Annotated in this window: 23 protein-coding genes, 1 pseudogene and 1 riboswitch; of the genes and pseudogenes, 8 read left to right on the top strand and 16 right to left on the bottom strand. The window is 39.2% G+C overall.

Features of this window, described 5'->3' with window-relative positions:
• Positions 1 to 123: 123 nt before the first annotated feature.
• From LBYS11_RS08460 to LBYS11_RS08445, 4 genes are read right to left on the bottom strand one after another with little or no spacing between them, the layout of a single operon-like run.
• Positions 124 to 1131, bottom strand: a complete 1008-nt coding sequence (locus LBYS11_RS08460; RefSeq protein ID WP_048390307.1) for a FecCD family ABC transporter permease — start codon at positions 1129 to 1131, stop codon at positions 124 to 126.
• Entirely contained in the window at positions 1124 to 2125 is a 1002-nt protein-coding gene (locus LBYS11_RS08455; RefSeq protein ID WP_103117845.1) for a FecCD family ABC transporter permease, read from the bottom strand. The genes LBYS11_RS08460 and LBYS11_RS08455 overlap by 8 nt, the downstream gene beginning before the upstream one ends.
• A gap of 23 nt (positions 2126 to 2148) precedes the next feature.
• Positions 2149 to 3075 carry an iron-hydroxamate ABC transporter substrate-binding protein gene (locus LBYS11_RS08450; protein ID WP_048390303.1) on the bottom strand — a complete coding sequence of 309 codons (927 nt, stop codon included), beginning with the start codon at positions 3073 to 3075 and terminating at the stop codon, positions 2149 to 2151.
• Positions 3076 to 3088: 13 nt separating this feature from the next.
• Positions 3089 to 3877: an ABC transporter ATP-binding protein gene (locus LBYS11_RS08445; protein ID WP_103117844.1), complete on the bottom strand. Its 789-nt coding sequence runs from the start codon at positions 3875 to 3877 to the stop codon at positions 3089 to 3091.
• A 147-nt stretch (positions 3878 to 4024) separates the two neighbouring features.
• Here LBYS11_RS08445 and LBYS11_RS08440 point away from each other — a divergent pair, with 147 nt between their 5' ends.
• On the top strand, positions 4025 to 5074 hold the full coding sequence (locus LBYS11_RS08440; RefSeq protein ID WP_048390298.1) for an NAD(P)/FAD-dependent oxidoreductase: 1050 nt from the start codon (positions 4025 to 4027) through the stop codon (positions 5072 to 5074).
• Between the two features lie 50 nt (positions 5075 to 5124).
• Here LBYS11_RS08440 and LBYS11_RS08435 read toward each other — a convergent pair whose 3' ends face one another.
• On the bottom strand, positions 5125 to 5367 hold the full coding sequence (locus tag LBYS11_RS08435) for a hypothetical protein (protein WP_004229360.1): 243 nt from the start codon (positions 5365 to 5367) through the stop codon (positions 5125 to 5127).
• A gap of 230 nt (positions 5368 to 5597) precedes the next feature.
• Here LBYS11_RS08435 and LBYS11_RS08430 point away from each other — a divergent pair, with 230 nt between their 5' ends.
• The 4 genes from LBYS11_RS08430 to LBYS11_RS08415 all read left to right on the top strand — a co-directional run bounded on the left by LBYS11_RS08430 (position 5598) and on the right by LBYS11_RS08415 (position 9217).
• The gene (locus LBYS11_RS08430) at positions 5598 to 6209 is read left to right on the top strand and encodes a class I SAM-dependent methyltransferase (RefSeq protein WP_103117843.1); all 612 of its coding nucleotides are present in this window, start codon (positions 5598 to 5600) and stop codon (positions 6207 to 6209) included.
• 152 nt (positions 6210 to 6361) lie between these two features.
• Complete coding sequence (locus LBYS11_RS08425; RefSeq protein WP_103117842.1) at positions 6362 to 7489, top strand: DUF418 domain-containing protein; 1128 nt, start codon at positions 6362 to 6364, stop codon at positions 7487 to 7489.
• Positions 7490 to 7502: 13 nt separating this feature from the next.
• The gene (locus LBYS11_RS08420; RefSeq protein ID WP_103117841.1) at positions 7503 to 8615 is read left to right on the top strand and encodes a sensor histidine kinase; all 1113 of its coding nucleotides are present in this window, start codon (positions 7503 to 7505) and stop codon (positions 8613 to 8615) included.
• Entirely contained in the window at positions 8612 to 9217 is a 606-nt protein-coding gene (locus LBYS11_RS08415) for a response regulator transcription factor (RefSeq protein WP_004229368.1), read from the top strand. Before LBYS11_RS08420 ends, LBYS11_RS08415 begins: the two co-directional genes overlap by 4 nt.
• A gap of 111 nt (positions 9218 to 9328) precedes the next feature.
• Here LBYS11_RS08415 and LBYS11_RS08410 read toward each other — a convergent pair whose 3' ends face one another.
• The 9 genes and pseudogenes from LBYS11_RS08410 to LBYS11_RS23945 form a co-directional block, all read right to left on the bottom strand.
• Positions 9329 to 10411 carry a hypothetical protein gene (locus tag LBYS11_RS08410; RefSeq protein WP_103117840.1) on the bottom strand — a complete coding sequence of 361 codons (1083 nt, stop codon included), beginning with the start codon at positions 10409 to 10411 and terminating at the stop codon, positions 9329 to 9331.
• A 590-nt stretch (positions 10412 to 11001) separates the two neighbouring features.
• On the bottom strand, positions 11002 to 11712 hold the full coding sequence (locus LBYS11_RS08405) for an ankyrin repeat domain-containing protein (protein WP_082148102.1): 711 nt from the start codon (positions 11710 to 11712) through the stop codon (positions 11002 to 11004).
• Positions 11713 to 11827: 115 nt separating this feature from the next.
• Positions 11828 to 12513, bottom strand: a pseudogene (locus LBYS11_RS08400) (response regulator transcription factor).
• On the bottom strand, positions 12491 to 13969 hold the full coding sequence (locus LBYS11_RS08395; protein ID WP_103117839.1) for a sensor histidine kinase: 1479 nt from the start codon (positions 13967 to 13969) through the stop codon (positions 12491 to 12493). The pseudogene LBYS11_RS08400 and the gene LBYS11_RS08395 overlap by 23 nt, the downstream one beginning before the upstream one ends.
• Positions 13970 to 14149: 180 nt before the next feature.
• Positions 14150 to 15511, bottom strand: a complete 1362-nt coding sequence (locus LBYS11_RS08390) for a PepSY-associated TM helix domain-containing protein (protein ID WP_103117838.1) — start codon at positions 15509 to 15511, stop codon at positions 14150 to 14152.
• A 177-nt stretch (positions 15512 to 15688) separates the two neighbouring features.
• Positions 15689 to 16708 carry a 2,3-butanediol dehydrogenase gene (locus tag LBYS11_RS08385; protein ID WP_103117837.1) on the bottom strand — a complete coding sequence of 340 codons (1020 nt, stop codon included), beginning with the start codon at positions 16706 to 16708 and terminating at the stop codon, positions 15689 to 15691.
• Between the two features lie 15 nt (positions 16709 to 16723).
• Positions 16724 to 17317, bottom strand: a complete 594-nt coding sequence (locus LBYS11_RS08380; RefSeq protein ID WP_048390496.1) for a TetR/AcrR family transcriptional regulator — start codon at positions 17315 to 17317, stop codon at positions 16724 to 16726.
• 125 nt (positions 17318 to 17442) lie between these two features.
• The gene (locus LBYS11_RS23200) at positions 17443 to 17610 is read right to left on the bottom strand and encodes a hypothetical protein (protein WP_167444835.1); all 168 of its coding nucleotides are present in this window, start codon (positions 17608 to 17610) and stop codon (positions 17443 to 17445) included.
• A gap of 62 nt (positions 17611 to 17672) precedes the next feature.
• The gene (locus tag LBYS11_RS23945; RefSeq protein ID WP_004229388.1) at positions 17673 to 17795 is read right to left on the bottom strand and encodes a hypothetical protein; all 123 of its coding nucleotides are present in this window, start codon (positions 17793 to 17795) and stop codon (positions 17673 to 17675) included.
• 29 nt (positions 17796 to 17824) lie between these two features.
• A riboswitch (cobalamin riboswitch) is annotated at positions 17825 to 18017 on the bottom strand.
• Between the two features lie 233 nt (positions 18018 to 18250).
• On the opposite strand from LBYS11_RS23945, the gene LBYS11_RS08375 reads away from it, so the two are divergent.
• On the top strand, positions 18251 to 18616 hold the full coding sequence (locus LBYS11_RS08375; protein WP_048390278.1) for a VOC family protein: 366 nt from the start codon (positions 18251 to 18253) through the stop codon (positions 18614 to 18616).
• 241 nt (positions 18617 to 18857) lie between these two features.
• Positions 18858 to 19799, top strand: a complete 942-nt coding sequence (locus LBYS11_RS08370; RefSeq protein ID WP_231595546.1) for a C40 family peptidase — start codon at positions 18858 to 18860, stop codon at positions 19797 to 19799.
• Between the two features lie 345 nt (positions 19800 to 20144).
• Here LBYS11_RS08370 and murF read toward each other — a convergent pair whose 3' ends face one another.
• Entirely contained in the window at positions 20145 to 21515 is a 1371-nt protein-coding gene (gene murF / locus LBYS11_RS08365) for a UDP-N-acetylmuramoyl-tripeptide--D-alanyl-D-alanine ligase (RefSeq protein WP_233732596.1), read from the bottom strand.
• 157 nt (positions 21516 to 21672) lie between these two features.
• Complete coding sequence (locus LBYS11_RS08360; protein ID WP_054550872.1) at positions 21673 to 23067, bottom strand: Mur ligase family protein; 1395 nt, start codon at positions 23065 to 23067, stop codon at positions 21673 to 21675.
• 140 nt (positions 23068 to 23207) lie between these two features.
• Here LBYS11_RS08360 and LBYS11_RS08355 point away from each other — a divergent pair, with 140 nt between their 5' ends.
• Positions 23208 to 24419, top strand: coding sequence for an ATP-grasp domain-containing protein (locus tag LBYS11_RS08355; protein WP_103117835.1), 1212 nt, complete (start codon positions 23208 to 23210; stop codon positions 24417 to 24419).
• The last annotated feature ends 21 nt before the right edge of the window (positions 24420 to 24440 follow it).

Genomic DNA, 24440 nt, shown 5'->3' with positions numbered 1-24440 from the left:
ACAAAAAAAGAACCTCAATAAATGAGGTTCTCAAAAACTTGAAAGGCAGATGATGTAAACTCTTTTTTTCACTATTTTTATTAAATCGAAAGACTGTTTTTGTGAGCAATAACTAATACATTTCTACACATTTTTGCGCAATAAATATAGAAAATAAGGTGCGCCAATAAATGCAACAACAATCCCAGCAGGAACCGTTGCACTTGCAATAGCAACACGTCCAATGGTATCAGCAAGCATTAGCAAGCTTGCGCCAATGAATAGCGTCAGTGGTAAAAAGAATTGGTAGCGTGGACCAACGAGCTGTTTTGCAATATGGGGAGCCATCAAACCGATGAAGGCTACTCCCCCTGTTACGGATACCGCGGCAGCCGCTAGTGCAACCGCAACAATTAATAATCGGAAACGTTCTCGCCCAATGTTCATACCAAGTCCGACTGCTGTTTGCTCCGTCATGGCCAAGACATTTAAAACGTTGGCTTTATAGAAAATGTAAGGGATGCCCAGTACAAGCCAAGGCATTAGCGCCCAGAAAAATGGCCAATCTGTGCCCCATACATTTCCGGCTAGCCATTGTGCAATAAATTGTACATCGCTCCGCTCAGCAGAGGATATTAATACCATCATGACCCCTGATAAGGCTGATGCTACGCCTACCCCTACTAAAATAAACTGTACGGGATGGACACCCTTATTACGCTGATAAGAGAAAAAGTAAATACCCAGTGCTGTCACTAAGGCACTACAAAAGCCGACAATCGGTAAAATATAGGCAAAGTGAGGAAGGTCGCCATCTACTAGCAAATAAAAGACAGTAATCCCAACACCTGCGCCAGCACTGATACCTATAATTCCTGGGTCTGCTAAATCATTGCGGGTTACGCCCTGTAATACGGCCCCTGCCAGTGCTAATGCCATACCCGCAGCCGCTAGCACAAACATTCTAGGTAAACGGACTGAAAAGAGTACAAAGGACTCTTTAAAACTACCATCGCCCAGTAAGGTTGGAAGAATTCGGTCAATAGAAACCGAAGCAGCACCTAATGAAATCCCTAAAATAAAAATGAACAAGGTTACCACAAGCCATATGAGTAACCATTTACGCTGTTTTTTGCGACCTTCTTTAAACAAATTGACGTCCTCCCTTCCGCACTAATAATAGGAAGAATGGAAGACCTAAAATCGAAATAATAGCGACAACTGGCGTTTCATAAGGTGCGTTAATCATGCGCCCTGCGAAATCAGCCAACACCATAAACCAGCCACCAACAATGGCGCTCATTGGTAAGACAAAACGATAGTCTGTCCCAACAAACGCGCGGACAATATGCGGTACCATTAAGCCAACGAAAGCTAGATTTCCGACTAGGGCCACAGCAGAGCCAGCCAGAATAACCACAACGAACATCATTACACCCTTTACGAGCGTAGTATTTTGTCCGACACCCACTGCTACTTCTTCATTTAAGCTTAAAATCGTTAATTGACGACTAAAAGCAAATGAAAGCAGTAAGCCAATAATAATAACGGGTACGATCAATAATGCCTGCCATGTTGTGCCAATGAAACCGCCACTTGTCCACATCGAAACATCTTTGGAAATTTGAAATAAAATGCCCGTCCCTTCAGCGATTGCCTGTAATAAGGCTGTGACAGCCGCACCAGCTAAAACAAGCTTTAAAGGGGAAAAGCCTTTTTTAGTAGAAGCACCAATCCCATAAACTAACATCATACCGATTCCCGCCCCAACAAAGCAGGCTAAAATTAACGTATAATACGAGAATTTAGGGATAAATGCCATTGTTAAAGCAAGGGCAGCATTTGCCCCTGCCGTTAAACCAAGCAGCCCTGGATCAGCTAATGGGTTCCGTGTAACCCCTTGCATAATCGCCCCAGCGACTGCGAGGGCACTCCCAACAAAAATAGCTGCAATGATACGAGGAAATCGAATTTCACGTAAAATCGTGTAATGTTTACCTCCACTTTGTCCGACAATTGCTTGAAAGACATCTTGAATGCTTGTATTCGCTGCCCCTAAGCACAGCGAGATACTAGCAGTACCAATTAATACAATCAATGCAAGCAATACTTGAAGCCAAAATGGAAGCTTTCGAAACTTTGTCATTCGCCTTCGCTACTCTCTACTAATTATTGTAAAAATTTCTCTTCAAAGAACTTCAGTTGATGTTCTAATGTGATAGGGTCATTGAAATAAAAGGCATTTGCATTCACTTCAAATAAATGACCATTTTTCACTGCTTCTAAATCTTTAAACCATGCTGCATCTGTAAAGGAATTATCTTGATCTTGGAACATACTGAAGATCACGTAGTCACCTGCATATTCCCCTAAAACTTCTTGAGAAATAGCATAGTAGCCAGGCTCTAACGCTGTTTCTTTTACTTTCTCAGGCATTTTCAAGCCCATTTCTTGATATAAAATCTCTGTTCCACGACCCCAGTTATCGCCATAAATATAGAACTGTTTATTAAAGTTCTCTGCTACTGTTACAGTCGCATCTTCACCGATTTTTTCTTTAATCTTTTTACCAGCTTCTGCTGCACGTGTTTTAAAATCTTCTACCCAAGCAGTTGCTTCTTTTTCTTTATTCACCACTTTACCGATTTCGATGAACTGCTGTAAATAGTCTACTTTACCATACGTAAATAATACAGTTGGCGCGATTTCTGCTAATTTATCAGCATTTTCAATACCATTTAAGCCAATAATTAAATCTGGTTCTAGCTCAAGAATTTTTTCAATATCTGTATTTTCAACTACAACAGCATCTTTAATCGCATCTTCGAAGTTGGGATTTTTTGCTGCCCATGCATCCACACCAACAACATTTACATCAAGCTGTAATAAGCTTCCTACAAAAGAAGATAGTACAACAACACGTTTCGGATTTGCTGGTACTTCTACAGGACCTGACTCTGATTGATATGTGATTGTTTCTGTTGAAGCTTCTTCTTTTGAGCCTTCATCAGCCTTCTCTGTTTTTTCTTCCTTACTGCCACATGCTGCAAGTACGAGCACAAGCATCATAAACATTGGTAATAGCCACTTTTTCATTGTTATTCTCCTTTTAAATGGTTTGTAATAAGTCATATGTAATGCACATTGGTTTGTTCGTTCGTGGATCTTTGCCAATAACTGCATCTATATTAAATACTTTTTTCAATACTTCTGGAACCATCACTTCTTCAGCCGTTCCGAATTTTACAAGCTCACCTTGTGAAAGCGCTACAATATAATCTGAAAAACGTGCCGCTTGATTTAAATCATGGAGGACCATGACAATCGTGCGCCCCTGTTCTTCATTCAGCTTGTAAAGTAGCTCTAAAACTTCTAGCTGATGAGCCATATCTAAATAAGTTGTCGGTTCATCTAAAAAGATAATGTCGGTTTCTTGGGCCAAGGCCATCGCAATCCATACGCGCTGACGTTGTCCACCAGATAAAGCATCTACAGATTGTAAACGGAATTCTTCTGTTTTGGTTACCTGTAAAGCCCAGCCAATAACATCTTTATCTTTTTGTGATAAATTCCCGAAGCCCTTTTGATAAGGAAATCGACCGTAGGATACAAGCTCTTCCACTGTTAAACCATGTGCACTTTCTGGACTCTGTGGTAAGATTGCCAGTTCTTTTGCTAATTCTTTTGTTTTCATCTTGGAAATATTTTGACCATCTAATATGACCTGTCCACTCTCATGCTTTAAAATCCGTGTGATAGCTTTTAACAAGGTTGATTTTCCACAACCATTTGAACCAATGATTGTGGTGATTTTGCCATCAGGAATTTGCAGCGATAAGTCATGCACAATCGTTTTATTCTCATAACCAACACGAATCGATTCAACTTCTAAACGCAAATCGGACCCTCACTTTCTTTTTACTTCTTTCCATGCTATGATATTCAAAGCTAAAAATGATAATCATTATCACTAGAATTAGTCTAGTTACCTGATAAGATTTTGTCAATTACTTTTTTACTATTTGTTAAGGATGTGGCAATAAAAATGCAGCATGTGTATGATGTGACAATTATTGGCGGTGGCCCAGCTGGCTTATATAGTGCCTTTTATAGTGGTTTACGGGGTTTAAAAACAAAATTATTAGAAAGTCAACCACAGCTTGGCGGTAAAGTATTACTTTATCCTGAAAAGCTGATATGGGATATTGGGGGACATCCTCCCGTTTTGGGTGAACAATTTGTTAAACAATTAATCGAGCAAGCCAAAACATTTGATCCTACAATTTTGACCGGTACAAAAGTAGATTTAATTGAACGTCACAATGATATTTTTGTCATTCATACAGCAGCTGGTGAAAAGCATTATTCTAAAACGGTACTGTTAGCTGTAGGTGGCGGCATTATTAGCCCTCAAAAGCTAACACTTGAGGGCGCTGAAAAATATGAAATGGCCAATCTACATTACACTGTGCAATCGTATAAACGTTTTGTCGATAAGGATATCATGATCTCAGGCGGTGGTAATGCAGCCATCGATTGGGCTGTTGAATTAAGTCCGATTGCCAAAAGCGTAACGGTTGTTTACCGCAAAGAGAATCTATCAGCACACGAAGCCACTGTACAGGAAGCACTGGATGCAGGTGTGCGCATTGAGTGTAATACAACGATTACAAAGCTTTCCGCAAATATTGATAAAACGGCTATTCAATTAGTCACATGTGAGAATACGATAACGAAGCAAAGTTATACGCGTCAAATCGATGAGGTAATTGTCAGTCATGGCTATAATCGTGAGGCGTCTCTTGCATTTGATGAGGCCATTGCCATTCCGAAAAAGGATGATTATTATGTTGAAGGAAAGGCAACAGGTGAAACAGCACAGCCAGGTATTTTTGCAGCAGGTGATATTTTATCATTTGATGGAAAAATTAATTTGCTACTTGGCACATTCCAAGATGCCGCCAATGCAGTCAATTCTATTAAAACGTATTTAGAACCAACTGCCTATCGTCATGGCATGGTGTCCTCTCATAATGAGCTATTTAAAGAGAAAAATCGCTCTATTATCGAAAAGCAATTTGCACCAGCCCATTAAACCTAAATATAACCCTCTTAAGAGCCTGATCTTAAGAGGGTTTCTAATTTTTATCTAAATAAACTTAATAACGCTCCCATCTGTCTCAACATATTTACTCCATTTGTAATCGTCCCAGCATGCCCCATAATTGTATTTAAATGATCTGGTAAATTTCCTAATCTAGGACCTTGCTGTTGTTGATTGGGAGAATAGTATGGTTGCACCATCCTACCTCGAAAAGGTGGGCCAAAATATTGCCTATTGTTTGGCGGATATGGACCTCTTCTAGCATTCGGCTGAAAATATGGCATTTATACACCCCCTATCTGAAAGCTTCTCACTAGTATATGTAAAAATTTTTATAGCGAATTAGACTTTTGAAGAAGAGGTTAAAAATAATAAGGGAACCATACTAGTTTCCCTGTCATACTATAAGAAAAAAGAAGGTGGTACTATTCAAGACTCTCATTATCTTACCTTTTTAGCTAAGTTCGGGGTCGGAGGCGCACATCCTGGGGGTATTAATCTATCAAAGGCTGTTTTGCAAGCGGAGAAGATCGAGCAAAACACACATATTTTAGATGTGGGATGTGGTACAGGGCAAACGGCTGCTTATTTAGCATCTTCCTATCAAGCAAACGTCACAGGTCTCGATATTCAGCCCATCATGATAGAAAAGGCTCGTCAGCGTATGCATAAAGCACGTCTACCTGTTAAACTTTTGCAAGGCTCTATTGAACAAACCTCGTTATCGAACGAGACATTTGACTTGATTCTAGCTGAGTCGGTTCTGGCCTTTGTTAATTTGCAGCAGGCTTTGCAGGAAATTTATCGTTTATTGAAAAAAGGTGGCCGCTTCATTGCTATCGAATTTACCATTCCTCAAACACTTCGTACCGAACTTGCAGACGACCTCCAACAATTTTACGGCTTTCAGTCTCTCCTCAGGAAAAAGGATTGGGTAAGACTACTGCAACAGGCTGGTTTTTATGATATCCGTATACAAAAAAACAAATTCATCTCATCCAAGCCTGAATTTCAAGTTTCCACAGATATGGAATCCGAATTCTATAAAATCATGGATCAGCATATTGCCATGAATGAAAAATACGAAGACATTTTAGACTATCGCATCTATACCTGTACAAAATAATGAGCCGGCAGCAAAAGCGTTGCTGGTTTTTGTGCTGTCTCAGCATACTTTATGACACCTGTCATCAAGATTCTTTGACTGGTGTGAATAGGTTTTCTCTTGAAATTTTCTTATCCTTAAGGTAAGAAAACAAAGAAAGAGTGATCGAACTTATGCAAACACAACAAAGACTTCCCTTTATCGATATGTTAAGAGGCTTTGCCGTCTTAGGAACGCTTGGCACAAATATTTGGATTTTTGCTTATCTTGGTGATTTATCGTATATAACAACAAGTGATTATTCTGGTTGGTGGTCCTTCAATGATTTTTTACGTATGGTCGTATTATTTTTCGTTAATGGCAAGCTGCTTGGGTTGTTAACAATTATGTTTGGAGTAGGCCTGCAATTAAAATATCAGCAAGCCTTACGGAGAGGTACAGCCTGGCCAGGAGTGTACTTGTGGACGATCGTCTTCTTAGGGTTAGAGGGGCTACTGCACTACACGCTTGTGATGGAGTATGATATTTTAATGAGCTATGCTGTCACAGCATTCATCGTCGCTTTTATTGTACGTTTGGGTGATAAGGTCATGACGGGAGCCTTTTATTTTTTTGGTGGCTTTCACATCCTAATGATTCTGCTTATTTTTATCAGTACCTTACAAGGAGCTGGAGTTTCATTAAATGGTATGGCATCCGTTTCTGAGCTCTATGAACATGGCACATGGTTTGCGCAAGTGCAGCATCGTCTCACAAACTTTTTATTTTATCGCTCAGAAGCTATATTTATTATCCCGATGAATGTCTTTTTATTTTTACTTGGCGTGAAGTTCATGCGTAATGAGGTATTTTCACCAACAGACAAAGGACGTCAAACTCGACAAAAGCTCTTTAATATCGGTGTATTCGTTGGCTTTCCTATCAATCTGCTTATTTTTATTCCTGGTGGGCTTTTTGATTTACCTGTTCGCTATCTTTGTGCCCCTCTTCTATCCATTGGCTATATTGGAATTTTAGGTAAACTGGTAGAATATAAGAGGCTAGACTGGCTTTGGCAGCGCTTTGCTCATGTTGGTAAAATGTCTTTAAGCTGCTATGTCCTCCAAAATGTGCTTGCGTCGATTATTTTTTATGGCTGGGGGCTTGGCTTAGGTGGGCAAGTCAATAGCTTCACTGTCATTGGTATTTGGCTATCTCTATCAATCTTACAACTTGTTATAGCGTTCGCTTGGTTACAGAAATTTCAAATGGGCCCTATGGAATGGATTCGTAAAAAAGCCCTTCAAGCGATGACACAGTAATCAGCAATAAAGGATGGTGCTAGTAATAAAAATATATCCTAGAGAACAAATTAAGCATTATTTAATCATTGATGCAGCTTCTGTCATTTTCCTATTCGCATTAGTATTAGGGTCTCATTCCCTTCCCTTAGCTATGAAAATAACAGTGCTCCTTTTATACCTAATAGCCTTCTACATTGCTTTATGGCATCGAGATTGGAGGCTACTTACCGCATCTCTAGTAGCCTTTGTCCTTATCACCTTACTTAGCATAATTGTCGATCCTTTTATGCTTATTTTTGGCTTTACCTTTGCCGATTTACTAGGACGTGCAAAATCAAAATGGCATATTGCCTGTGGGATTGTAGCCATCGCTGTCATGTTTTTGGCGGTTTTGTACATGACAACAGATTCCCTTTTACCAAAGGAATCACAGGTACTAGTACCGATTATGATGTTTCAACTGGTGCTCCCGATTCTCATTTATTTTGTGGAAAAGTCGAAAAATCTGCAGGCTGAGCTGGCAGACGTAAATACACAGCTTGTTCAGCAAGAGGAACGACAACGGATCGCTAGAGACCTTCATGATACAATTGGCCATACGCTCACAATGATTAAAGTAAAAACCGAACTAACGACCAAACTGATTGACCGAGATCCTTCAAGCGTGCAGCCTGAGCTACATGACATATTAGCCACTACCCGTACCGCCTTAAAACAAGTACGTGAGCTTGTGTCTGATATGAATTTTATTTCGTTGCAAACGGAGCTTATCCATTGCCAACAGCTTTTACAAAGCGCGAATATTACGACAACCCTTGACAATCAATGTCCTCAAATCGTACTTTCTAGTGTGGAGGAAACGATGCTTGCTCTATGTGTACGAGAAACGACTACGAATATTCTCAAGCATAGTCAGGCAAAAAAATGTCATTTCACCATTCAATGTTGTGCTGGACACTATACACTTGTGATGAAAGACGATGGCATCGGTTTACAGTCACAAGGACGTGGGAATGGCATCCACTCCATAAAAGAAAGAATGCATATGCTGCAAGGCTTTGCCCTGATTGAAAGTGACACACCAGTAGGCACCAGCGTCACCCTCACTCTACCAATTCAAGATGGAAAGGAGCCTCTAACATGATACGTGTATTACTAGCAGAAGACCAACAAATGTTACGTGGTGCCCTAACTTCGCTACTAGCGTTTGAGCCTGATATTGAGGTCATAGCTGAGGTGGCAGATGGACAACAAGCATGGGAATTGATCCAGCAGGAGCCACCAGATATTTGCCTAGTCGATATTGAAATGCCCCATCTATCAGGGCTTGAGCTTGCTGAAAAAATTAAACAGGCCAACCTCCCTTGCAAGGTAATGATTGTAACAACCTTTGCACGCCCTGGTTATTTGCAAAAGGCAATGGATTGCGAGGTACACGGCTATCTATTGAAAGATGAACCCATCGATTATTTAATTGCTACTATTCGAAAAATCATGCAAGGAGAAAAGGTGGTCAGCAAGGATTTAGCCGCCTCCTTATTTATGAAGGAGCAAAACCCTTTAAATGAACGAGAAATTGCGGTGCTTCAGCTAGTCAAAAAAGGCTTGACCACAAACGAAATCAGTAAGCAGTTATTTTTAACGAAGGGCACGATTCGCAATTATTTATCTACCTCTATTCAAAAGCTACAAGTTGAATCTAGACAGCAAGCCGCTCAGGTAGCAGGTGAAAAAGGCTGGCTATAAAAAAAATCTCGCCACAGCTGTGACGAGATTTTTACAATGTTAGCATAAAATACGTTCCATTTATTTAAGCTTCAAATGACAGATTCATTTTTTTATTAAGCAAAAGAACGTTTATTTTCCTTGTAGAACTAAATCTGTTGCTATAGCCCAGTTGTTTAATGGGATTACAGTATAGCTGACATTTGCTTTCAACGTACCACCATTCGTTAGATCAAAAATGCCCACAGTACCTTTACGTGATGAATAACGATATTGTGCTTGCAATGTACTCCCATCACTGCCTTTTAACGCTACACTTCGGCCAGCAAGTAAATCAGATTGCGGATCGTTTCTTAATTGTAATTCAAAGGATTTTTCATCCATGGCTTTCGCTGTTTGCAGAGTGATTGGCGCGATTTCTTTCGCTACAAAGCTCCTTACATCTATTTCCGCCCATTGTGCGTACACACGGTAAGTCACACCTGGTTTTAAAACCTTGCCAGCAGGGAGTCTAAATTGAGGAGCCTGTCTGCCATCAGCTGCTTGTGTAAATGGTACATAATTAGCAACAAACTCTTCTCCCTCACTTGTTCTCACCGTCACATAGCGATCACGTAAGGAAGAAATAACATCAAAGCGTTTGCCGCTTGCATCTCGATTATGACCATCTAAGCTAAATGCTAAATCTCCACGGCCTGCGCGATAGGCTTCAATAATATTAGCATAATCTACTACGCCATCCTCCTGAAAGGATTCCAATGTAAATGTATCATTTGTGACTTGCTCCACATTGCGTACATATACCTTTTCATCTGTGCCCTCAAAAACTTTATTGCGTTGCTCTTTATAGCTCAATGTATAGATAAAATCATCTTCTTGGAATGTTGTTGGTACAATATATGTCCTCTTAGAGCCTGTCATTAAGCGTGGCACATTGACAATCTCTAAATCTCCATTAAACGTAAAATGTTTTTTTATAGCATCTAAATGATTTAGGTCTACATCAGCTGCTGCTAATGGCTGATTAAATGTAATTTGTAGTGTCATTGTATTTAATGGCTTGATGTTTGTAATTTTAGCTACTTGCTCGTTTTCCGCTACTACTGCTTTATTGCTTGCCGCATCTGCATTTAATGGCTCGCCTATGGTTACTAGACCTGCTGATACTACGGATAAAGCCAATGCTGCTGGGACAATACGTTTTCTTAATTTCATTTGTTGAACTCTCCTTTATGGTGTAATTTGGTTTACAAAATTTATCATAAAGTCCATATCTAAACTGCTAATAAATAAACTATTAAAAAAGAATTAAAAAATAGGAAAAATAATTTAAGAACAAAAAACTGTAGAAAGTTGTCTCTACAGTTTGCATGTTGTTGAAAAAAGATGATGTCAACGCCAAAAAAAAGCAACTTTGCAAGTCGAGGGGTTGATTTCCGCAAAGTGTCTTTACTTTTTAATAGTAACAAATCGTCCATTAACTGTATTCTTAGAGGGGATAAGTTGTTATTTTCAATGTGGAGAAGTGATGCATGACAACACCTCTTCATAAAGAGTAGTGAACACCTTCCCTTTATTTGAAAACCTTTGCTAATAAGTTAGTGGGTTGAAGTGGAAGGCTGCTTGACTCCCATGGGATAGCAAGACAGGCGAAACTCTAAATGGAGCGGTAGCGGAGGAAGTGATTCGGCGCTCGCCCACAGGAAAGCAAGTAGCCTGCAACGGAAATCCATTTCTACCTTTCAATTGACTGTTTTGTTTTTCAACACTAAGAAAACTGTAGAGAGCCGTCTCTACAGTTTGGGTTACTTTGCGCCTGCTGCAAGTAGAATTTGTTCGATTGCTTTAAATCCTCGTTGTTTTGCATGTTGCAGAGGTGTCACGTTATTTTGATCGGGAATATTTACATCAGCACCATGTTCAATTAGTCGTTGTATTACGGTTTGCTGTGTTGGATTGCCGTTATTTAAGACAATCGCCTCCATCAGGGCTGTCCAGCCTAAATGATTCACATGATTGACGTCAATATCGGTATTGCTCAATAGCTCCTCGATGACCTCCACATGACCATGCTCTGCTGCTGGTATGAGTGCTGTTCCTCCATATCGATTTAAAATAGTCGGATCAGCACCAGCTTGAATGGTCATCTTTAAAATAGCCAGATAGCCCTCCGCACCTGCATAGAGAAATGGCGTATTTTGCTGATTATCCTGAATATTAACATCTGCTCCTGCATCTATTAATAATTTAACTGCCTCTATATCCTGATTATAGGTAGCTATCATCAAAGCTGTTCGATTATTTGAATCTTGTACATTGATGTCCCCTTTTTGTTTCAAAGCATGTTGAAGCCCATCGATATCTCCCCTTTCAGCTGCCTTGAGCAACTCACTCGCCCATTCTGTTCCCACCACTTCACTCCCACCTTTATCATGCTGTATTGTTTCTGTATCAATTGAGGCACACCCTTGAAGTAAAAATGTTAATGCAATGATTACTGCCTGCCTTTTTTTCAATTTTAATACACCGCCTTTCCTTCCTCAGTGTAAGCGGTAATGCTAAATTGCCCATTAACGAATTCTTAAAAAAGTCTAAAAAAACTACCCCGCCACAAGGACGAGGTAGTTTTACTTAAACATTGAAGCGATAGCCTGCACCCCATACTGTTTCCAAAAACTTGGGATGCGCTGGCTCTCGTTCAATTTTTTCACGTAGCTTTCGTATATGAACAGTGACAGTCGAAACGTCTGCAGCTGATTCATAGCCCCAGTTTCGCTCATATAGCTGTTCCTTACTTAATACTTGATTGGGGTGTCTAACAAAAAGACAAGTAAATCAAATTCCTTCGTTGTAAAGGCAATCTCCTCACCATTAACAAACACCTTTCTAGCCGAAGTATCGATTGTAATACCATGAATGGACATCATATGATTTGTTTGTTGATGGGTCGCCAGACGCTCATATCTCGACAAATGGGCCTTGACCCTTGCCACTAATTCACTCGGACTAAATGGTTTTGTAATATAATCATCCGCTCCTAGTCCAAGACCACGAATTTTATCAATATCCTCCTTTTTAGCTGAAACAAATAAAATGGGAATATTGTGTACCGCTCGAATCTGTTTACAAATGTCAAAGCCACTTATCCCTGGTAGCATAATATCCAAAATGATTAAATCATAATTACCTTTAAGTGCCTGCTGTAGCCCATCCTCTCCATGATGTTGGATATCTACTGTAAAGCCATTAATCTCTAAATAATCTCGTTGAAGCTCAGCTATGCTCACTTCGTCTTCAATTAGCAGAATTTTTTTCATGATGATTCACCTTCTCCTCAGCCTTTTTCAATGAAATGAATATGCTCGTCCCCTTTGCTAATTCACTCTTTGCCCAAATATCGCCACCCATTTCAACAACGATTTGTTTGGCAATGGCTAACCCTAAGCCACTGCCTCCTGTTTGCGAATTACGTGAAGGCTCCGCACGGTAAAATCGATCAAAAATATAGGGCAATGCGACAGGATCAATGCCTGCACCATTATCTGTTACCTGAATAATCGCATCCTCTGCTCGCTCATGCAAGGAAATAATGATTTGCTTATATGGCTTATCCATATATTTTTCGCTATTACTTAAAAGGTTCGTCAGGACACGTCTTAATTTATCTCGGTCCACCATTGCCAAAAGCGGCGAGCCTGCTGATAGATATTGTAAATGAATATCTCGTGCAATAAAATCAAAGCTTGCATCCTCTACATAATCATGCATATATTGGTGGAGATTGATGCTTTCCAATTGGAAGGGAATCTTTTTTAAATCCAATTTAGAAAATAAGAATAGCTCATCAATTAATACATCCATATCCTTTGCCTTTGTATAGATAGTTGTTAAATATTTATCCATCTTTTCCTCTGTATTTGCCACACCATCTTTAATGCCCTCCACATAGCCGATAATGGAAGTCATCGGCGTTTTTAAATCATGGGAGATATTGGAGATGAGCTCCTTTCGATTTTCCTCATATTGAAGCTGAAGCTGGATGGATTCTTTTAATTTGACTCTCATTTCCTCGAATGACCGATTCAACTGACCAATTTCATCCTTCGAGTGGGTCGCAATTTCAAAATCCAAGTCGCCCGATTTAATTCGTTCTGCCCCTTCCTTTAATGCCGAAATCGGTTTAATAATACTTCTTGATACTAAATAATTTAAAAAACCAATAATCATCATAAACAGGACAAATAAAATACCTAAAAGAATCGGTAGCAGTTCCCTCGTTACCTCTGCATGGGAACTAACCTCTCTCAATACGAAAATACTGCCCTCTGTTTGATCTGGAAAATAAAAATCAAATTTAACATACGTATAAAAGGCTCGATTTATCATGATGGTGTCACGAGAATTAATATTGGTCTCTTCAAAGCTAGGTAAGCTTTGAAGCAATAATTGTTTATGCTCTTTCTGTGTTGAATACACGATTTGATGATCTTTTCGTACCACAATCTCTATCGAAGGCGCATTGATTTGTTCAAGCTGTTCGAGATCTAAAAGCTGCTGGGGACTTTTTTTAGCTAGTAATTTTAAATCTAGAAACGCATTTTCCTCTACTGTCGTCAAAGGCTTTTGGACATAAGATTTTTTATAAAAATGCTCAATCGCTTTGACATCACCTGTAATGGCAAAGGAAAAAAGAAAAACCGCTGCTAGTAATAGTGTGATGGCAATGATGATGACACCCACATAAGATAGCAAAAACCTTGTTTTTATTGACATCTACATACCCCCATAAGCTGAAACTACTAGCAATGTACCATACAAATCTTAAAACTTTATAAAATCATGCTGAAAAATCTATAAACATTTTTGCTGCTTCAGTATAGTATTGCGTTCCTATAAATGAAATAAACAAAAAAAAGATACGGCACAAACCCGCTGTGCCGTATCATCTTTGCTTTATTTAGTTTCTTGTGCTCTTAGCTTCTTCTTTGTTTGCCAACCTAAAAGGATAAATTCAATTACTACCACAGCGATTAATGACGCACCAAATAGCGGCATCATAATCCCTAATATGACAAGGAAAATAATGAAAGGCATGGATATTTTATGAGAAATTTGCGGTGGTGCAGACAGCTCCCCTTTTTTTCTACGTAAAATCCAAGTGCGAATGCCCCACACGATTACGGCTAAGAAGGCTAGACAAACCACTAAGTTTAAAAGCTTATTCGGCCAGCCGAATAAATGCCCCTCATGTAATGGTATTCCCCATGTAAAGAATTTAGCTAATGGGCCATAATCGTCATAATTCACTTGATCGATAAACTTGCCACTATACTGATCAAAATACATTGTGGCTTCAGCTGTGGGTTTTACATCTAGCCCTGTTACACCAGAATTACTAGCCTTCGCCACTGTATAGACGCCCTCACCGTTTGACGGATAAATTATAGAGTAAGGCTTAGTAATGTTCATCGAATTGATTTCTTTTTCAAGCTGAGCAATCGTCATTTGGCTATCGTTCGTATAACGGACAGCTCCACCGCCATGATGTTGGGCATGTTCTCCTTCTGATGTCGGTGCCTCTAATTGACGAGTCGCCCATGGTATTTCAGAGACATCAGATGTTGGTGGCTTTTGTTGGAGTAATGGATACCCAAAAGTAGGATTTTCTGACGCTATATCTGCAAGCATGGAACCTTGAAAAGCAGACCATAATAGCCCAGTCGAAATGAACATCACCATTGGAATGGTAATGATTGTCCCAACAAGTGCATGCAATCTCTTACTTTTTTGCCTCTTATTCTCCGACTTGCCCTTCTTTAGGAGATTTCCTTTGAATGTCATATAAAGACCTGACAGTAATAAAAAGATCGTCCAACAAGCTGCTAGCTCTACTAAATAGTTTACAAAGGTACCACCAATAAAGAGGGAGCTATGCGTATTTCTCATAATATTTGAAAATGTATAATCGGCGTCCTGACTACCAACCATTTGATTGTGATCATCTAAAAATACGTACTTTTGTTTAGTGCCATTTGATAAAGTTAAACGCGTATTATATGGCTCCTCCAACATAATCACTTTCGTAGTAGAGTATCCTGCAAATGCCGACTCCGCTTTTTCCACGGCATCATCAATTGTTAAGACCTCTTCCTTATGGCTCTCACCAAAGAAATAATCGTCATATAATCGATTTTCTACATCTGTAAAAAACAAATAACCAATCCCACTTAATGTGAGAGACAGCAATAAAGGCGTAATAAAAAGTGCTGCGAAAAAATGAAGTCGCCAAAACCTAGAATAAAGCAAATTTTTCATATTTAATCTCCAATCTCTCTATTTATAGCAGATTAATTATATAAGTAAAAAGTGAAATATGAATGAAGTCCTAAAGGCAGTTTTATGACAAACAAATGTATTCCAATTGGTATTATATTATTAAGGTAGCCAAAAAAATCATAGCCAAACCTCAAGTTCGGCTATGATTTCAGACAATTACATGCTCATATTCACAAGAATTTTACATTGGCTACGATCCTTTGTTAAAGCTTCAAAACCTTTTTCCACGATATCCTCTATTGCAATCTGGCTTGTGATAACAGCTTGTCCATCAATTACACCACGAGCAAGTAATCGAATCACTTCAGGGAAAATATTCACATAGGCAAACGAGCCACTGATTTTTACCTCTGGAGAAACCACCGCATTAGGGTTAAATTCTACAGGTCTTTCCCATACGCTGACGATTTTAAATTCGCCGCCTGGATGAACAGCACTCACACCGCTTGTAAATGTTGCTTGCACACCTGCTGCATCATACGCTACATCGACCCCACCAGCTGTTTTTTCACGAATAAACGCTACTGCATCCGTATCAATTGGATTAATGACATAGGTCGCGCCTAATTCAAGTGCTTTTTGGCGTCGTTCATCCGAAACCTCTACGACAAAAATTTCACTTGCTCCCGCTGCCTTCACAGCCTGCAAGACCAATAATCCAATAGGACCCGCACCAAAAATAGCAGCTGTATCGCCTAGCTTTAATTGACTTTGACGCACTGCATGTACCGCTACTGCTGTAGGTTCAACAAGTGCGCCTAGCTCTAGGCTCATATTGTCAGGAAGAAGGTGAATATTTTCTTCTTGTACAACTGCATATTCTGCAAATCCGCCAGAAATTGTATAGCCATAAGATTGACCACGTTTACATAAGTTGGAATAGCCACGTCGACAATTATCACATTTACCACATGGAATTGGTGGCTCCACTGCCACACGATCTCCTACTTTTGTCTGTGTAACGCCTTTTGCAACCTCTACAACGACACCTGCAAATTCATGCCCTAATACGGGTTGTGTACGGAATGCATAAGCCCCACCAACATATTCATGTAAATCACTACCACAAATTCCAGCAAAGGCAACTTTTACTTTCACCATGCCTGGCTCTAGTGCTGGCAGTTGTGCCTCCTCTACTCGAATATCTTTTACACCGTAAAATTTTGCTGCTTTCATTCTATTACCTTCTTTTTATAAGTTTGTTTGAAGACCATGTAACACGAAGTTCACTGCAAGCTCCGCAATCTGATCGGGTGTTGCTTGTAATGAAGAACGGTTTAAAAAGGGATTGTTCAACGAATACATTAATGTTCCCATAATAAAGTTCAGTGCAACATCAAGTGACTCGAAGTAAATGGTCTGTTGCTCCTGACAAGCCAATAAAATTGTCCGAAGTTGCTCCCAGGAAGGTAAAAACACATCCTTTAGCATCTCAAGCCTAGGACTATTCATGACTATTTCTTGCTGTAATATATCAATTAACTCATGCTCCTGGATTCGGTAAAGAACAAAGTTACGACAAAAGCTACGAAGCGCACCGATTGAATCTTGAACGTCATAATGAGCATTCATAAAGGTGTGGCGTAGCGGTTCAAATAATGCATTAAAGACATTTTCCTTGCCACCAAAATGATAGGAAACAAGTGCAAGTGACACATCTGCTTCTTCACAAATTTGTCTCACCGTGGTGCCATCAAAGCCCCTTGATGAAAACAAGGTTTTTGCCGCTTGTAAAATTTGATCCTTTACCTCTTTATTTTTTTCTTTTTGATCGATAGTTCTCACCTCTTTTTTTGAACAAACGTTCAAAACAATTGTTCAACGAAATTGTACGCCTACTATTATTAATTGTCAAAACATGCGCTTATTAAAAAATGGCTACTTCGTTTTTCGAAGTAGCCAAACATATTCTATCCTCTTAATTCTTTCAAAACATTTGCGTATGCTGCTAAAATAGATTGCTCATGTGAAGCATCATGCCCAACATATTGTTCGACAAGCTCCTTTAAGGGTTTAGGCTCTTGCATAATTTCAAATTTGAATAAGCTTTCATAGTACTCAACAACTTGTGGATTCATGTGGACCGCTCCTTTAATTTTTTACATAAAAAAACATCTTTCCCTCATCAGAAAGATGTCTACTATGACAAATACACGACATAATACGGTGATTGCCAGATGGAAAGAAGCTTTCTATTAAACATAGAAGCACCCTTTTTAGCAATCATCGTACTATGAGCATGCAGGAGAAATTCTCTAGTCACACTCAACACCCCCTATCCGCGTAGGTTTTTTGGCTGTACTAGATAAAGGCAGGTCTCCTGGCTTATGTTCATCACACCTTTCACCTTCCCATTACGACTCGTAACAGTGGCCTTTTGAAATGTGCTCCCATTTACAGTTGCGGGACAGCGTCGGATTCACACCGATCTTCCCTTTTAAACAAATTAAAAAATCTAATTTGTACCTCTATCCTATTATTCCGTTTTTATTATTATACCATAGTATTAAATCTTAACAGAATAGAAATGTTGGGCTTTTGAAGTTCTAAAGATTAGATTTAGAGCTCTATCCCTCTCTTTTGAGGTTTTATCCACTTAATTTGAAGCGCTATCCTCCACTTTTAAAGTTCTATCCACCAGTTTAAACTCTATCCTCCCATCCATTTCAAATATTTAGAAATTACTCTATAATTAAGAAAAAAGGGGGACAGTCTGAGATGATTATGGGTTTACATCATGTGCAAATAACAATTCCGAAAGGTTGTGAGGAGCAAGGGAAGGATTTTTATTGTCATGTCTTAGGACTTCAAGAATTAGAGAAGCCTGATTCTCTTAAAGGACGTGGGGGATTTTGGTTACAGCTTGGTCAACAGGAGGTCCATGTAGGGACAGAGGATGGCTTCGATCGTTTGACCACAAAGGCGCATATTGCATATCAAGTAGCGGATATTCAGTATTGGCGGAAGAAACTCGCAGCTCATCAAATCAAAATACTCGATTCTGTGCCTATTCCTCATTACGAGCGTTTTGAATTCCGTGATCCCTTTGGTAATCGTGTAGAAATGATACAGAAAATCGTGTAGGCTGCCTCGTTTTGGGGCAGCTTTTTTCATGGAATTGTTCCATATTACATCTTACTGAAACATTTGTAATAAAACTGTAAATTCCCTTGATAAAGCCTTTTATAGCAAGTGTTGAAGCCCTCCCTTCAGTTACCCTGGTAACATTTACCGCCCAGAAGCCCTACTTTTTCATGCTACGATTATTTCCATGGCAAAGGTATACAGGAGAAATCCTACTAGATGCTTTAGGAGGTTACACAACATGAATAAACGATTTTTATCTACAACACTTGCATTAACAATTGGATTTAGTTCATTTGGAATGGTGCAAACAGCGATCCAGCCAATACAAGTAGAGGCTGCGACTACAAATGCTCAGAACAACGCACAGGCGGTAGCTGCAAAAGCAGACCAATTAATTCAGACTGGTAAAAGCTTAATGGGGCAAGCAACATACAGCAATTCGGTTTACAAGCCTACATACCCATACAAATTTTCTTGTGCTTCATTTTTAATGTACATCTTCGAGAAAAACGGGGTAGACCTTGGTACGTATAATGAAAATTATATGATTCAGCAAGGGACTTATGTAGCGAGAAACCAATTACAAAAAGGCGATTTAGTGTTCTTTAAAAGTAAAAAAACAGGAACTGATCCCGATCATGTCGGTATGTATATTGGCGACAATAAAATCATCCATATGGCTGATACCAAACAAAATATAGTTATCTCTGATTTAAATAGTAAGCCGTATTATAAAGAAAACTATGTATCGGCACGTAGAGTATTACCTACTCTGCTATCAGCCAACCCTGCAACAAAAGGCGATAAAATTGTTGAGAATGCGCTGACTTATAAAAATAAAGTATCGATTAGCTCGACAACAAATGAGTCAAGTCTACGCTTTACCGCTCCAGCATTTGTCGATTTCATCTATCGTAAAAGTGGCGTTAAACTCGGATCAACTTCTTTAAGCGGTTTAATGAGCAAAGGATCAACTGTAGCGCGTGCTAATTTGAAAAAGGGTGATTTAGTCTTCTTTAATAGTGTGAAAGGTTCAAAAAAACCTTCTCTTGTAGGGATTTATGCAGGCGATCACCGTATCATCATCCCTAATTCCGATGGTGTCATGACAAGAGTATTATTTGTTGATTATTATGCTCAACACTATATTACTGCGAAGCGTGTTATCTCTACTAAATAACTCTACGCCCTGTTAAGTGCACTGACTTTTACAAGTACAGGTTTTACTTACTATGTCTTTAAGAAACATGGTATTGAGTTGAAGAATAAATTAGCAAACACAAGCTTTAGTTGGTAAACGTATTCAAAAATCTCAGTTTCAAAAAGTAGATTTATTATTCATCTCTACCAATAGAAATCACACAAACGAGGATCTATTATAGGGAGTAATCAATATATTAAAATGACAACGAACTGTTGTGAAACAAAGTTTAAGCATAACATGGGCACAAAAGTTTGTAACAGCTCGGCGTGTTTTAAAATAAGTAAGAATTGGGTGTCTCAATCATGTTGAGACACCCTTTTTCTATGCGTTTTTTAGTTTATTGGCAAATTCGATCATGGATCTACTAGACATCGGTCCCTTAATTAAAACTATCGTGTCCGCATCTAGCTTTGGTTTCAATAATTCTAAAACGCCTGCTACCTCTTTAAACGTATGAACCTCTGCGCTGGTTCCATCCTTTTGCGCTTGATCGGCAATCTTCTCTGCCCTTTTGCCGATGGTAATCAATGTATCGATCTTTCTTACTGCTACCATGGAGCCGATTTCACGATGATATTTTTCTTCAAAATTGCCTAATCGCTTTATATCCCCTAAAACAACAATGACCTTTTTGTCTTTTCCCACCGTATCTAGCACTTTTAAGGCTGCCTCTACAGATGTTGGGTTATTTGTCCATGTATCATCAATAATCGTACTGTCACCAAGTCCTGTCGTAAACTCTAAATGTCTTGCCATCTGTTTAAATGTTCTTAGTCCTGCGATTGCCTGACGAATGGTCAGCCCCATTTCATGGCTCGCTGCAATCGCGGCTAAGGCATTATAGACCTGATGCTCTCCATAGCCTGGGACAAACACATTGTATGTTTCATCCGCTACCTCTAAAACAAACTTCATGCCCGTATTGGCAAACTCCACTTTCGAAGCCTTGTAATCTGCCGTATCCTGTAAGCCAAACTTGATAATCTTCCCTTTAAATCTTTTCAATGAGATTTTTTTAGTATTGGCATCATCAGCATTGATGATTAACGTGCCATCTTCTTTAATGCCTTCCACAATTTCTGCCTTAGCCTTAATATAGCCCTCCAAATTGAGACAGCCATCTAGATGATGCACACCAATGTTTGTAATGATCCCAATAGTTGGCTGATAGATCATACATTGATGTTTAATATTCCCCGTATTCCCTAAGCCTAATTCAAAGATAGCGGCTTGTGTTTTATCGTCAATGCCCGTTAAATAAGGTAATGATTGCCTTGGCTCGTTTTTACTACTGATGGATGCTTGCACTTGCCAATGCTTACTAGCAATATGTTTTAACATCTCTTTTGTCGTTGTTTTCCCACAAGTTCCTGTTAAAGCCACAACGGGAATTTCAAAGAGCCCACGATAATACTCGATAAATGTCCAATATGCCTGTGCAACACTTTTCACTTGTAAAACGGTTGTATTCTCCAGTGCATTTTTTAACTCTGTAGACGGTTTATCGGATATGATAAGAGACGGACCTTTCCGATCAATCTCTTGCCAGTTGATTTGATCGTTTCGACTAACAAACAGGAGCGAATGGCTCTTTGTTAAATCATGCCGATTATAGTAGATCGCCTGCTTAACAGACCATTGTTCAGATCCGTGAATGAGCTTTCCCTGTAGGACATTCCTAAGTTTCTGCACACTAATGGATTGCAAGTGTACTACGCCTCCTCTCTTTATCAATCTTGTAGATGACTTATTTCTTCTCTTGATCTAGCGTGCTGCTTTTTGATCAATTACTATACCTTATTAGAAAGCTCTTCTATGTGGCACAGTCAATATCCTATATGGAAAGAAGCTAATCAGCAGGTGGTGGAGGCTTTAGCTTTAGCTCCGTTGCTAGTTTAGAGACCTGTTTGCTATACATATCTCCCTTTATGAGAATGATGGTATTTTCATCCACAATCTTCTGCAATAACGGATAGACTAGCGTACTATTTTTAAATGTATAAACAGGCGCGCTAAATCCTAGCTTTACTGCATGATCAGCCATAATCCTTGCGTGTTCTCCAATAGTAATCAGGACATCCACGCCAATACGTTGAATTAATTCACCCGCCTGTTCGTGAATAATGTAGCCCCACGAACCTAAATCGGTAATCGTACCAATAACCGCAATCTTTTTCTTTCCGTCACCTAATTCATTCAACACTTTTAAGGCAGCCTCTAAGGAAGTGGTTGTAATACTCCATGTATCATCCAATAACATGGAATGATTAATGCCCTCAAAGAGTTGCAGTTGTTTTTTTAATTGACGGAATGATTGAAGCTGTTGTGCTGCGACTGGAATAGGGATCCCCATATCATGGACCGCTGCAATGGCAGCAAGAGCATTATAAACCTGATGCTCTCCAAACCCTGGTACAAGTATGTCATAGCTTTTTCTATCATGATGCAGAATAAATTTCATCCCTTTTTGATAGTAGTGGATATGGCTTGCGCGAAAATCACAGGAGTCATGCTTTCCTACCCTAATCAAACGCCCACGAAATCTCGAAACATCTATTTTTTTCGTATTCATATCTTCAGCATTGATAATTAACGTACCTTTTGGATGAATGATATCTAGCATTTCTCCCTTTGCTTGAATATAGCCTTCTAATGTTTTGCAATAATTTAAATGATGGGCTCCGATATTCGTAATAATACCGATTGTCGGTTTGAAATATCTCCCTGCATTCGTAACGTCTCCAGGTGAGCCCACTGCTGTTTCAAAAACGGCAGCCTCGGTTTCATCCTCAATGCCCAGTAAATATTGCAAAGAAGCCGTTCTAGAATTGCTGCTCAATGTCGTCGCAGTCACTTTCCGATCAGCCGAAAGAATATGTTTAATCATCTCTTTTGTCGTTGTTTTGCCTGATGTACCTGTGATCGCGACAATCGGAATATGAAACTGGCTGCGATAAAAATGGACAAATTTCCAATAGGCCTCTTCTGCATTCGCTACCTGTATCATAATGACATGATTGGGAATGTCAGTTGGCCGATAAGCTCTATCGGTCACTAGCACTAGAGGAGAAAGTGGCTCAAGATTTTTCCAATTAACAATACGTTTACTTGTAAAAAGGGCCGTATTGGACTTTTTCACTTGCTTTAATCGATAAGCCCCATGCTGAATCAGTGTATCCTCTGACCCGTGCACTAGATAGCCTGCCGTAATCATTGCTAAATTTTTCACCGAAAGAGGCTTCATATCTTTTCTCCCTCCTTTCTTTTCTAGTATATGTAACCTTTTAAAAGTTGCTTGGATGTAGACAAGATACATAACTAGAGGAAATCTATTTCATTGCATATATATAAAGGTGATTAAGTATCTAAGTACCAATAGAAGGAGTGATATACCTGAAAGCCATTGTATTTATCGGTACAAACAAATCTGGGTCTAGTCGTGAAGCAACAAGGGCAGCAGAAAAATTAGGCTACTTCACAGTACTTTTCACAAATAATGAAAAACAACTTCAGCAGCGCAGAGCCTACCCCGACATCCATAAAATGATACTCATTGATACTTTTGATATCGAGAGCATGAAAGATGAAATTGAGAAACTAGGAAAAGCTGGATTAAATATTAAAAGTATCGTTAGTTTTGTTGATCCATTTGTCCATATTGCTTCAATACTATGTGATGAATTTTGTCAGAACTATACATCCTCCAGTGCCATTGAAACTATGGAGGATAAAGAAAAAACAAGAAAGTTTTTACAAGACCAACCATACTCACCAAAATTTTCGCTCATGAAACCGAACGAACCTATAGCTAAAAATTTAACCTTTCCATTAATCGTAAAATCTCCTAAATCAACTGGCTCAAAAGATGTCTTATTAGCAACGGATGCCGACCAGCTCAATAACCACCTCAAAGCACTACGCAGTAAAAATCCCTATGAAACCATCATGATTGAAGAATATCTAGATGGCCCTCAATATTTAGTAGAGGCGGTTGTTTATCAACGACAACCACATGTCATTGGTATAATTGAGCAAGAAATTACGCAAGGAAAACGATTTATCATTACTGGCTATGGTGTTCTAGTGAAAGCCCCTAAAGACATCCAATCAGGCATCGAGGAGGTACTCCATTCCATCGTGAAAGCCTTTGGTATTGAGAATGGGGCTCTTCACTTAGAGCTTCGATTAACCCAAAATGGTTGGAAACTTATCGAGATCAATCCTCGAATTTCAGGTGGCGCTATGAATAATATGCTACAAGCAGCTCTAGGTTTTAGTTTAGTAGAAGAAACACTGAAGATTTTGCTAGGAGAACAGCCTAATCTGCAACCAAGACACAAGAAATTTGTGTATACAAAATATGTCATTGTGGAAAGTAGAGGTATTTTAGATAAGGTTATTGGCAAGGCAAGAGCGACAAGATCAACTGGCGTCGTTGAAGTATATGTCAAACCAAGAAGAGGCACCCTCCTTACCCCACCTTTATCGATGGGTCATCGTTACGCCTATGTCATAGCAGAGGGAGCAACCTTGAAGGAAGCAAGAAATCACGCAATCACTGCAGCGAAGGAAATAAAATTCATTTTGAGAGTTTGAAAAAAATAACCCGAATAATTG

The sequence above is a fragment of the Lysinibacillus sp. YS11 genome (genome assembly GCF_002896375.1).
GTDB lineage: Bacteria > Bacillota > Bacilli > Bacillales_A > Planococcaceae > Lysinibacillus > Lysinibacillus capsici.
Note: the sequence above shows the minus strand (reverse complement) of the source record. Positions and strands in the feature narration are given on the sequence as shown.

Coding starts and splice junctions, on each gene's coding strand:
- LBYS11_RS08360 (WP_054550872.1), bottom strand. CDS start 23,067: ATGAAGCCTCTTTCGGTGAAAAATTTAGCAATGATTACGGCAGGCTAT.
- LBYS11_RS08390 (WP_103117838.1), bottom strand. CDS start 15,511: ATGAAAAATTTGCTTTATTCTAGGTTTTGGCGACTTCATTTTTTCGCA.
- LBYS11_RS08385 (WP_103117837.1), bottom strand. CDS start 16,708: ATGAAAGCAGCAAAATTTTACGGTGTAAAAGATATTCGAGTAGAGGAG.
- LBYS11_RS08455 (WP_103117845.1), bottom strand. CDS start 2,125: ATGACAAAGTTTCGAAAGCTTCCATTTTGGCTTCAAGTATTGCTTGCA.
- LBYS11_RS08415 (WP_004229368.1), top strand. CDS start 8,612: ATGATACGTGTATTACTAGCAGAAGACCAACAAATGTTACGTGGTGCC.
- LBYS11_RS08450 (WP_048390303.1), bottom strand. CDS start 3,075: ATGAAAAAGTGGCTATTACCAATGTTTATGATGCTTGTGCTCGTACTT.
- LBYS11_RS08420 (WP_103117841.1), top strand. CDS start 7,503: ATGGTGCTAGTAATAAAAATATATCCTAGAGAACAAATTAAGCATTAT.
- LBYS11_RS08395 (WP_103117839.1), bottom strand. CDS start 13,969: ATGTCAATAAAAACAAGGTTTTTGCTATCTTATGTGGGTGTCATCATC.
- LBYS11_RS23200 (WP_167444835.1), bottom strand. CDS start 17,610: ATGAATCCACAAGTTGTTGAGTACTATGAAAGCTTATTCAAATTTGAA.
- LBYS11_RS08370 (WP_231595546.1), top strand. CDS start 18,858: ATGAATAAACGATTTTTATCTACAACACTTGCATTAACAATTGGATTT.
- LBYS11_RS08440 (WP_048390298.1), top strand. CDS start 4,025: ATGCAGCATGTGTATGATGTGACAATTATTGGCGGTGGCCCAGCTGGC.
- LBYS11_RS08425 (WP_103117842.1), top strand. CDS start 6,362: ATGCAAACACAACAAAGACTTCCCTTTATCGATATGTTAAGAGGCTTT.
- LBYS11_RS08410 (WP_103117840.1), bottom strand. CDS start 10,411: ATGAAATTAAGAAAACGTATTGTCCCAGCAGCATTGGCTTTATCCGTA.
- LBYS11_RS08375 (WP_048390278.1), top strand. CDS start 18,251: ATGATTATGGGTTTACATCATGTGCAAATAACAATTCCGAAAGGTTGT.
- LBYS11_RS08435 (WP_004229360.1), bottom strand. CDS start 5,367: ATGCCATATTTTCAGCCGAATGCTAGAAGAGGTCCATATCCGCCAAAC.